Genomic DNA, 9,907 nt, shown 5'->3' on the forward strand with positions numbered 1-9,907 from the left:
CTGCGTGACCGAGTAGCCGACCGCGGCCGAGCCGAAGGCGGCCCGCTGCGTCCGGGAGTGCCGGGTGTAGTCGGCGGCGACCGCGACCCCCGAGATCGACACCGCGAGCGCCGCGTCCGCGCCGATCCAGAAACCGCCCCAGGACCCCTGGTTCAGGTCGGGCAGCGGTTCACGCAGCAGCTGGATGTAGAAGTAGACCAGCGCGAGGCAGACCGCGACCGTGACGTACCGGCGCAGCAGCCGGACCGATCCGAGCGGCCAGATCGTCAGCACGGTCGTGATCACACCCGCCGCGACCACGTACGCCCAGCGCGGCACGCCGTCGTACAGGGCCCGCGCGGCGCCCGCGATCGTGATCAGCTCGAAGGTGCCCCAGCCGACCAGCTGCGCGATGTTCAGCACGGTCGGCAGGTAGGACGGCCGGGCCCCGAACAGCCCGCGCAGCAGCACCATCGCGGGCTGGCCGGTGCGCGCGCCGGGCACGGCGGCCAGGCCCAGCATGAGGCCGCCGATCAGCGTGCCGACGATCATCGCGGTGATGCCCGCGGTGATCGAGATGGTCGGACGGCCGTCCTCGGTCGGCGCGAGCACGGTGTACGCGCCGGAGAACGCCAGCAGGCTGACGCCGAGGTTGGCCCAGAAGGCGGACTGGTCCCAGAAGCCCAGCACCCTGGGCGCGGGCTGGTCGAGGGTGTACGGGGCCTCGTCGCGAGGCGCGCGGACGGACTCCTCCTGCACAGCGGACACTGCACGCTCCCTACGCCGGCATTACCCGGACAGGTTCATGCGGTCGGCGGCGCCGCTTCGTGCCGCCCTCTCAGCCCGGTTGGCCCGAGCTCCCGCGGTATTCAGTAAGACTGGGCGAATCGTACATCGAACGTTCCAGGGAGCGGAACGCCCAATCCTCCGCCCCGCATTCCCCGGACGCGCCTCCCGCCACCCCGCGTCCGCGCCCGCCGCCACCAGTCGGCCTCCAAGCGGACACGCGGTGCCTGGACGTCGGGTCTCGGCGGCGGTGGCCTCCCGCGGGTGCTGGTCAGGCGACGTGCGGCGGGGCGTCCGTGTGGCCGTCGAGGGGACGGCCCGCCTCGGCCCAGCGCTTCATGCCGCCGTCCACGTTCCGGGCCATCCAGCCCGCCTGGTTCAGCGCGATCGTGACCTGCGCCGACCGCATCCCGGACCGGCAGACGACGAAGATCTCGCGGTCCTGGGGGATCTCGGCGGCGCGGTCGCTCAGCTCGCCCATCGGGATGTGGACCGCCTCCGGCGCGTGCCCGGCGTCCCACTCGTACTGTTCGCGGACGTCCAGAAGGTACGCGTCCTGCGGTACCTCGGCGGCGTCCACGGCCGGGACGTCGTTCCCGAAGTTCATCCGAACCTCCCCACGGGCCCCCGCGCGGCACGGGGACACTCGAAACCTACAGATCCGAGCATGAATCCCATCATGCTCCAGGCACTTCCCCGACCGGTCGCCCACCCGCGGCCGGCGGTCACCCGCCTGTGCCGTCGGCTCAAGGACCTGGTCAGAGGCCGGGTCGGCGGAACCGGTCGAACGGTGTGGAACCGTACCGGGCTCCGCGACGTCGAATCGTCTATGCGGTATCGGATGCTCCTTTTCACGCCCGCCGCCCTGGCACTGGTGATGTCGGCCGCCTCGTGCGGTTCGGAGAACGCCAAGTCCGGGCCGACGGGCGCCCCGCCGAAGGACAACGTCGCGCCCGGCTCCCCCGCCGACCACCTGACGGTCAGCGTCCGGGCCTCCGCCCAGGCACCCGCCAAGACCTGGACCCTGACCTGCGATCCCGCCGGTGGCGACCACCCCAAGGCGGCCCAGGCGTGCGCGGCCCTCGCCAAGGCGCCGGACGCCTTCAAGCCCGTACCGGCGGACATGATGTGCACCAAGATCTACGGCGGCCCGGAGGTCGCCACGGTCAAGGGCACCTGGCACGGGCAGGCGATCGACACCAGGTTCACCCGGACGGACGGCTGCCAGCTCGCCCGCTGGAGCAAGGCCGCCCCCCTGTTCGGCGACGTCCCGCCCGTCCGCTGACCGTCCCCCACGTCCACCGCCCGTGAGCCGAGGCCGCCGCGGCGGGCGCGTTCCGCCTGGTCACTTGAGGAGGCGGGAGAGGCGCCGGTCGGCCAGGGGCTTGCCGCCCGTCTGGCAGGTGGGGCAGTACTGGAGCGAGGAGTCGGCGAACGACACCTCGCGGATCGTGTCGCCGCAGACGGGGCACTTCTCGCCGGTGCGGCCGTGGACGCGGAGGCCGGTCCTCTTCTCGGCCTTGAGGTCCTGGGCGGCGAGGCCGCCGGAGCGCGCGACGGCGTCGCGCAGGGTGTCGACGATCGCGTCGTAGAGGGTCTGGACCTCCTCCTCGGTGAGCGAGCCGGCGATCTTGAACGGCGACATGCGGGCGACGTGCAGGACCTCGTCGGAGTAGGCGTTGCCGATGCCCGCGACGATCCGCTGGTCGCGTAGCAGGCCCTTGATCTGGGTGCGCTTGCCGCCGACGATCCCGGCGAGCGTCCCGACCGTGAAGGACGGGTCGAGCGGGTCGGGGCCGAGGGAGGCGACGCCCTCGACGTCGGACGGATCGCGCACGACGTAGACGGCGAGGCCCTTCTTGGTGCCCGCCTCGGTGAGGTCGAAGCCGGAGCCGTCGTCGAGGTGGACGCGCACGGCGAGCGGGTTCCTGCCGCCGGGACGGACGGGCTTGACCGGCATCTCGTCGCGCCAGCGCAGCCACCCGGCGCGGGCCAGGTGGACGACCAGGTGCAGCCCGTCCACGTCGATGTCGAGGAACTTGCCGTGCCGGGCCACGCCCGTGACCGTGAGGCCGCCGAGGGACGTGATCGGCGGGTCGTAGGTCTTCAGTGCGGAGATGGCGAGAACATCGACGCGGGCGACGGCGTGGCCCACCGCGCGCTCGCGCAGGAACGCGGCGAGCGACTCGACCTCGGGAAGCTCGGGCATGCTTCACATTATCCGAGGTCCGGCCGCTGTCCACAGCGCTGTGGAAAGCTGTGGAAAACCCTGTGCATGACGCCGGCCACCCCCGTGCGAGCGACGTTCGCGCCGGATATACCTTGGCAAATGACCCCGATACGGCGGCCCCGCTCGATCGGCCGCGGCATCGGCACGTGTGGATAACCGCCCGCCCCAGGGCCGCCGAAGACCGATGCCACGCCCCGGCGTGAGGCCGCCACGTCCAGTGCCAGACGGCCACGTGCGGCCTCCAGTGCGCGTCGTCGCGCGGCGCGCCGCGCTGGAGCTGCCCGGATCCGCCGGGCGCGGAGGGGTACGGCTCCGCCGCGTATCACCAGATATCGCCCATGGTGATGCGAGTCACGCAATAACCCCTAGGGGGTAGGGGTTGCAGCCCGGTGAGAGGTTATGGCACCATGAGGGCACGAGATACCCCCCAGGGGTACCCCGGAAGACAGCGACACGAGACCGAGGAGTCAGGGACATGAGCACCGCCACCTACACCGTCACCGGAATGACCTGCGGCCACTGCGTCGGCTCGGTCAAGCAGGAGGTCGGCTCGATCAGCGGCGTCACCGACGTCCAGGTGGAGCTGGCGAGCGGCAAGGTCACCGTCACCAGCGAGGGACCGCTGGACGACGCCGCCTTCCGCTCGGCGATCGACGAGGCCGGATACGAGGTCGCCTGACCCGGTCGGGAGGTGCCGCGGCGGACCGCCGCAGGACGACGGGACGCCGCGGCACCCGATGCCGCCGGGAACGGGCCGAAGGGACGGATGGCTATGAGGACGACGACAAGAGTTGGCGCGTACGTGCTGGGCCTGGCGGCCGTCTTCGGCGGCGCGCTGGGGATCGGCACGGTGACCGGACCCGTGGGAGCGAAGGCGGAGACGGGGCACCACATGTCCGGCGGGCACAAGGGTGAGAGCGGAGAAGGCGACATGAACGGCGAGCACGGCGGCGAGCACGGCGGACAGGGCGGCGGACAGGGCGGCGCGCACGCCGGCCACGGCGGCGGCGGTACCCCCGGGGGGCTCCAGATCTCCGCCGAGGGCTACACCCTGGCCCTGCAGAACGCCACGGTCGCCCCCGGTACCAAGACCGACTTCAGGTTCAGCATCACCGGGCCGGACGGTCAGCCCGTCACCCGCTACCAGCCGCTGCACGGCAAGGACCTGCACCTGATCCTGGCCCGCCGCGACCTGTCGGGCTTCCAGCACCTGCACCCGACCCCGGTCGGCGGCGGCGTCTGGTCCGTCCCGATCACGCTGACGGACGCGGGCGCCTACCGGGTCTTCACCGACGTCAAGCCGGTCGGGGCCGAGAACCAGCTCACCCTCGGCGCGGACATCTTCGCCCCGGGCGACTTCCAGCCCAAGGCCGTCCCGCAGCCGGAGCAGGTCGCCAAGGTCGACGGCTACGAGGTCACGCTGAAGGGCTCCCTGACCGCGGGCAAGCCGAGCACGCTCACGCTGAGCGTCAGCAAGGACGGCCGGCCGGTCACGAACCTGGACCCGTACCTGGAGGCGTACGGCCACCTGGTCGCGCTCCGCGCCGGTGACCTCGCCTACCTGCACGTCCACCCGGACGGCGAGCCCGGCGACGGCAAGACCAAGCCCGGCCCCGACGTCACCTTCGAGGCGGACGTCCCGAGCGCCGGCACCTACCGCCTCTACCTGGACTTCAGCCACGCGGGGACCGTTCACACGGCCGAGTTCACCGCGGTCGCCAAGTAACTCCGCAGACTTCCCCTCCACCCCCCACCCCCCGGAACCACCCCAGACGCGTAGCAGCGGAAGCGCAGACGCGCCGGAACGCGAAAGGAGCAGCGATGGCCGCGCAAGCACCTCCCACAGGCCACATCGAGCTGGCGATCGGCGGGATGACCTGCGCTTCCTGCGCCGCCCGCATCGAGAAGAAGCTCAACCGGATGGACGGCGTCACCGCCACGGTCAACTACGCGACCGAGAAGGCGACGGTCCAGTTCCCCGAGGGGGTGACCCCCGATGACCTGATCGCCACCGTCGTGAAGACCGGCTACACCGCCGAGCTCCCCAAGCCGCCGAAGAGCGCCGAGTCCGGCGAGCCGGCCGAGCCCGCGGACGAGCTGAAGCCGCTGCGGCAGCGGCTGGTCACGGCGCTGGTGCTGTCCGTCCCGGTGATCGCGCTCGCGATGGTCCCGGCCCTGCAGTTCAAGAACTGGCAGTGGATGTCGCTGATGCTGGCCGCGCCCGTCGTGGTCTACGCCGGCTGGCCGTTCCACCGCGCCGCCTGGACGAACCTGCGGCACGGCGCCGCGACGATGGACACGCTGGTCAGCCTGGGCACGCTCGCCGCGTTCGGCTGGTCGCTGTGGGCGCTGTTCCTCGGCAACGCGGGCACGCCGGGCATGAAGCACGGCTTCGAGTTCTCGATGACGCGCTCGGACGGCTCGTCCAACATCTACCTGGAGGCGGCGGCCGGGGTCATCGCCTTCATCCTGGCCGGACGGTACTTCGAGGCGCGCTCCAAGCGGCGCGCCGGCGCGGCCCTGCGGACCCTGCTCGAACTGGGGGCCAAGGAGGTCGCGGTGATGCGCGGCGGCACCGAGCAGCGCATCCCGATCGAGCAGCTCAACGTGGGCGACGTGTTCGTCGTCCGGCCGGGCGAGAAGATCGCCACCGACGGCGTCGTGGAGGAGGGCACCTCCGCCGTGGACGCCTCGCTGCTCACCGGCGAGTCGGTGCCCGTGGAGGTCGCGCCCGGCGACTCGGTGGTCGGCGCGACGGTCAACGCCGGCGGGCGGCTGCTCGTCCGCGCCTCCCGGGTCGGCTCCGACACCCAGCTCGCGCAGATGGCGAAGCTGGTCGAGGACGCGCAGACCGGCAAGGCCAAGGTGCAGCGCCTCGCGGACCGGATCTCCGGGGTGTTCGTGCCGATCGTCATCGCGCTCGCCATCGCGACGCTCGGCTTCTGGCTCGGCACCGGCGACGGCGCCGCCGCCGCGTTCACCGCGGCCGTGGCCGTCCTGATCATCGCCTGCCCGTGCGCCCTGGGCCTGGCCACGCCGACCGCGCTGCTGGTCGGGACGGGCCGCGGCGCCCAGATGGGCATCCTGATCAAGGGCCCCGAGGTGCTCGAGTCGACCCGCCGGGTGGACACCGTCGTCCTGGACAAGACCGGCACCGTGACCAGCGGGAAGATGGCGCTCGTCAAGGTCGTCGTCGACCCGGCCGCCGAGACCGGCGAGGAGCAGGTGCTGCGGCTGGCCGGAGCGCTGGAGGACGCGTCGGAGCACCCGATCGCCCAGGCGATCGCCAAGGGCGCGACCGAGCGCGTGGGCGAACTGCCCAAGGTGGACGACTTCGGCAACATCGAGGGCCTGGGCGTCCAGGGCGTGGTGGACGGGCACGGCGTGCTCGTCGGCCGGCCGAAGCTGCTCGCCGAGTGGGAGCAGCACCTGACCCCCGAGCTCGAGCGGGCGATGGCCGAGGCCGCCGCCCGCGGCGAGACCGCCGTGGCGGTCGGCTGGGACGGGAAGGCCCGCGCGGTCCTCACCGTCGCGGACCAGATCAAGCCGACCTCCGCGGAGGCGATCACGCAGCTGCGGGCGCTGGGCCTGCGGCCGGTGCTGCTCACCGGCGACAACGAGGCGGTGGCCCGGACGGTCGCCGACCAGGTCGGCATCGACGAGGTGATCGCCGAGGTCATGCCCACCGACAAGGTGGACGTGGTCAAGCGGCTGCAGGCCGAGGGCCGGACGGTCGCGATGGTCGGCGACGGCGTCAACGACGCCGCGGCGCTCGCCCAGGCCGACCTGGGCCTGGCGATGGGCACCGGCACGGACGCGGCGATCGAGGCGTCCGACCTGACCCTGGTCCGCGGCGACCTGCGGTCGGCGGCCGACGCGATCCGGCTCTCCCGCAAGACGCTCGGCACCATCAAGGGCAACCTGTTCTGGGCCTTCGCCTACAACGTGGCGGCGCTGCCGCTGGCGGCGACCGGCCTGCTCAACCCGATGATCGCGGGTGGCGCGATGGCCTTCTCGTCGGTCTTCGTGGTGAGCAACAGCCTCCGCCTCCGGCGGTTCCGCCCCCTCACCGAGAACGCCTGACCCGACCCGCTCCGACGGACCGCTCGCCCCTCGCTTCACGGGGGGGGCGAGCGGCTCCGTCCAAGGGGAGGCGTCCTTCCAGGGACGAGATGCCCCGGACTCCGGTGGACGAGCCGGACCCCGCTTCGGCGGGGGTGAGGCCCGCTCGATGGGGAGGTGTGGGGCCGGTTCGACGGGACGAGCGAAACCGGTCCGACGGGGCACTCCGCATCGGGCGCGCGAGGAGGTCCGGTCCTTCGGGGCCGGGCCTCCTCGGTTTTTTGCGCGAGGTGTTTCGCGAGCCGCTCGCGGACGGCGGATCCGTGCGGGCGGGACGGCGCGGATATGCCGTTCCGGGCCATTTCCGGAGAGGCATTCGATCAACCCGTAGGTCGTCTTATTCCGGTGTCGGTCACTATCTGTGGCCGCTTGTGGTCATACCCGTGGCGAACGAAAGATCGCTGGTCATGCTGGGGTCGTTCGTCGGGGACGAGGCGCCGGGGCCGAGCGGGGACCGGGCGCACGGGGGTGGCATGTGAACGATCCGAGCAGCGGTGTGGCCGGGTGCCGCCTCTGCGGCGCGAAGGACCTGGCGAGCGTCGTGGACCTCGGGGCCACCCCGCCGTGCGAGCTGTTCCTCACCGCCGACCGGCTGGACGCGCCGGAGCTGACGTACCCGCTGCACCTGCGGGTCTGCCGGGAGTGCCGGCTGGCGCAGCTCCCGCCGCTGATCACGCCGGAGGAGACGTTCACCGAGTACGCGTACTTCTCGTCCTACTCCGACTCGTGGGTGCGGCACGCGAAGGCGTTCGTGGACGCGGCCGTCGAGCGCGTCGCGCCCGGCTTCGTGGTGGAGGTCGCGAGCAACGACGGATACCTGCTGCGGCATGTCGTGGAAAAGGGCGTCCGTTGCCTGGGAATCGAGCCGTCCGCGAATGTCGGGGATGCGGCGCGGGAGAAGGGCGTCCCCACGCTGACGGAGTTCCTGACGGAGGAGACCGGGCAACGGGTCAGGGACGAGCACGGCCCCGCCGATCTCGTCGTGGCGAACAACGTTTATGCCCATATTCCGGACGTCGTCGGCTTCACCAAGGGCCTGCGCGCGCTGGTCGCGGACGACGGGTGGGTGTCGATCGAGGTCCAGTACCTCGCGACGCTCATGGAGTTCGGCCAGTACGACACGATCTACCACGAGCACTTCCAGTACTACACGGTCGCGTCCGCACAGCGCGCGCTCGCGAGCGGCGGCCTGGTCCTGGTGGACGTCGAGCTGCTGCCCACGCACGGCGGCTCGATCCGTCTCTGGGCCCGTCCGGAGGGCGCTGCCGACGCTGCGGCACCCGAATCCGGCGCGCCCACGGGCGCGCCTAGCGCGGGTGGCCATGAGCCCAGCGCGGAGTTGCGCGGGCCCAGTGCGGAGTTGCGCGGGCCCAGTGCGGAGTTGCGCGGGCCCAGTGCGGAGTTGCGCGGGCCCAGTGCGCGGGTGCAGGAGCTCCTGGATCGCGAACGTGAACAGGGACTGCACAGCGACGACGGGTACACGGCGTTCGCGCAGCGCGTCGCCAAGGTCCGCCGTGACCTGCTGAAGTTCCTCATACGCGCGGCCGAGGAAGGCAAGACGGTCGTGGGATACGGCGCCCCGGGCAAGGGCAACACGCTGCTGAACCACTGCGGCATCCGTTCTGACCTTCTCGCCTACACGGTCGACCGGAATCCCTACAAGCACGGCCGCTACACACCGGGTACGCGTATCCCGATCCTTCCGCCCGAACAGATCGCGGAGGACCGTCCGGACTACGTGCTCGTGCTCCCGTGGAACCTGCGGGACGAGCTGTCCGAGCAGCTCGCCTACGTGCACGGATGGGGCGGACGGCTCGTCTTCCCGATCCCGGAGCTGGACGTCGTGGAGGTCGGCCGGTGAAGGTCGTCCTGTTCTGCGGCGGCCTCGGGATGCGGATGCGCACCGGTACGGTCGGCGACGTCCCCAAGCCGATGCAGCTCGTCGGGCCCCGCCCGCTGCTGTGGCACGTGATGCGGTACTACGCGCACTTCGGGCACACCGAGTTCATCCTGTGCCTCGGGCACGCGCCGCACCACATCAAGGACTTCTTCGTCCACTACTCCGAGACGCACTCCAACGACTTCCGGCTGCACGGCGGACGGGTCGAGCTGCTGTCCCACGACATCTCCGACTGGCGGATCACGTTCGTGGACACCGGCGTGGACTCGCCGATCGGCGAACGGCTCCGGCGCGTCCGGCCCTACCTCGACGGCGACGAGATGTTCCTCGCCAACTACGCCGACGTGCTCACCGACGCGCCGCTGCCGGACATGATCGACCGGTTCGCCGGGACGGACGCGAGCGCGTCGATGATGGTGGTGCCGCCGACCGACACCTTCCACTGCATCGAGCTCGGCTCGGACGGCCGCGCGTCCGGCATCACCCCGGTCACCGAGATGCCGGTGTGGATCAACGGCGGCTACTTCGTCCTGCGCCAGGACGTCTTCGACCACATCCCGCCGGGCGGCGACCTGGTCGCGGACGCGTGCGCGGCGCTCGCCAAGACCGGCGGCCTGCTCACCTACCCCTACCGGGGCTACTGGCGTCCCACCGACACCGTCAAGGAACGCCTCGCGCTGGACGAGTCGTACTCGCGCGGCGTCCGCCCGTGGGCGGTCTGGGAGCGGTGACGCGGGACCTGGTCGCCCGAAGCGGCGCACGAGGCCGTGAGGGCGGTGGCGGACCGCGTGGTGAGGCGGACCTCCGGCCCGGCGAGCGCCGGGCCGGGGGGAGGGAACCGCGGCCCGGGCGGGCCGCGGAGGGTGCAGGAACCGGACGGGCCCGGGGCG

Annotated in this window: 9 protein-coding genes and 1 riboswitch; of the genes, 6 read left to right on the top strand and 3 right to left on the bottom strand. The window is 71.9% G+C overall.

Annotated elements, in window-relative coordinates; genetic code table 11:
* Both DZF91_RS00005 and DZF91_RS00010 read right to left on the bottom strand, forming a co-directional pair.
* On the bottom strand, positions 1 to 747 hold a 747-nt coding region (locus DZF91_RS00005), incomplete at its 3' end, for a cytosine permease (protein ID WP_235833936.1).
* Positions 737 to 853, bottom strand: a riboswitch (TPP riboswitch). (Overlaps the previous gene by 11 nt.)
* A gap of 183 nt (positions 854 to 1,036) precedes the next feature.
* On the bottom strand, positions 1,037 to 1,372 hold the full coding sequence (locus DZF91_RS00010; protein WP_117355467.1) for a rhodanese-like domain-containing protein: 336 nt from the start codon (positions 1,370 to 1,372) through the stop codon (positions 1,037 to 1,039).
* Between the two features lie 234 nt (positions 1,373 to 1,606).
* Between DZF91_RS00010 and DZF91_RS00015 the strand changes: the two genes are divergently transcribed.
* On the top strand, positions 1,607 to 2,050 hold the full coding sequence (locus DZF91_RS00015; RefSeq protein ID WP_235833937.1) for an SSI family serine proteinase inhibitor: 444 nt from the start codon (positions 1,607 to 1,609) through the stop codon (positions 2,048 to 2,050).
* Between the two features lie 60 nt (positions 2,051 to 2,110).
* On the opposite strand, the gene DZF91_RS00020 is transcribed toward DZF91_RS00015, so the two are convergent.
* Positions 2,111 to 2,974: an Fpg/Nei family DNA glycosylase gene (locus DZF91_RS00020; RefSeq protein WP_117355469.1), complete on the bottom strand. Its 864-nt coding sequence runs from the start codon at positions 2,972 to 2,974 to the stop codon at positions 2,111 to 2,113.
* 496 nt (positions 2,975 to 3,470) lie between these two features.
* On the opposite strand from DZF91_RS00020, the gene DZF91_RS00025 reads away from it, so the two are divergent.
* The 5 genes from DZF91_RS00025 (at position 3,471) to DZF91_RS00045 (ending at position 9,748) form a co-directional block, all read left to right on the top strand.
* Entirely contained in the window at positions 3,471 to 3,674 is a 204-nt protein-coding gene (locus DZF91_RS00025; protein WP_117355470.1) for a heavy-metal-associated domain-containing protein, read from the top strand.
* A 93-nt stretch (positions 3,675 to 3,767) separates the two neighbouring features.
* Positions 3,768 to 4,721: a hypothetical protein gene (locus tag DZF91_RS00030; protein WP_117355471.1), complete on the top strand. Its 954-nt coding sequence runs from the start codon at positions 3,768 to 3,770 to the stop codon at positions 4,719 to 4,721.
* A gap of 95 nt (positions 4,722 to 4,816) precedes the next feature.
* Positions 4,817 to 7,078, top strand: a complete 2,262-nt coding sequence (locus tag DZF91_RS00035; RefSeq protein WP_117355472.1) for a heavy metal translocating P-type ATPase — start codon at positions 4,817 to 4,819, stop codon at positions 7,076 to 7,078.
* A gap of 514 nt (positions 7,079 to 7,592) precedes the next feature.
* Positions 7,593 to 8,978: a class I SAM-dependent methyltransferase gene (locus tag DZF91_RS41595; protein ID WP_235833938.1), complete on the top strand. Its 1,386-nt coding sequence runs from the start codon at positions 7,593 to 7,595 to the stop codon at positions 8,976 to 8,978.
* Positions 8,975 to 9,748 carry a glycosyltransferase family protein gene (locus DZF91_RS00045; protein WP_117355474.1) on the top strand — a complete coding sequence of 258 codons (774 nt, stop codon included), beginning with the start codon at positions 8,975 to 8,977 and terminating at the stop codon, positions 9,746 to 9,748. Before DZF91_RS41595 ends, DZF91_RS00045 begins: the two co-directional genes overlap by 4 nt.
* Positions 9,749 to 9,907: the final 159 nt, after the last annotated feature.

Source organism: Actinomadura logoneensis, from assembly GCF_003428695.1.
GTDB lineage: Bacteria > Actinomycetota > Actinomycetes > Streptosporangiales > Streptosporangiaceae > Spirillospora > Spirillospora logoneensis.

Excerpts from the sequence above, each read along its gene's own strand:
- DZF91_RS00025 (WP_117355470.1), top strand. The coding sequence starts at position 3,471 with ATGAGCACCGCCACCTACACCGTCACCGGAATGACCTGCGGCCACTGC.
- DZF91_RS00015 (WP_235833937.1), top strand. The coding sequence starts at position 1,607 with ATGCTCCTTTTCACGCCCGCCGCCCTGGCACTGGTGATGTCGGCCGCC.
- DZF91_RS00030 (WP_117355471.1), top strand. The coding sequence starts at position 3,768 with ATGAGGACGACGACAAGAGTTGGCGCGTACGTGCTGGGCCTGGCGGCC.
- DZF91_RS00010 (WP_117355467.1), bottom strand. The coding sequence starts at position 1,372 with ATGAACTTCGGGAACGACGTCCCGGCCGTGGACGCCGCCGAGGTACCG.
- DZF91_RS00020 (WP_117355469.1), bottom strand. The coding sequence starts at position 2,974 with ATGCCCGAGCTTCCCGAGGTCGAGTCGCTCGCCGCGTTCCTGCGCGAG.
- DZF91_RS00035 (WP_117355472.1), top strand. The coding sequence starts at position 4,817 with ATGGCCGCGCAAGCACCTCCCACAGGCCACATCGAGCTGGCGATCGGC.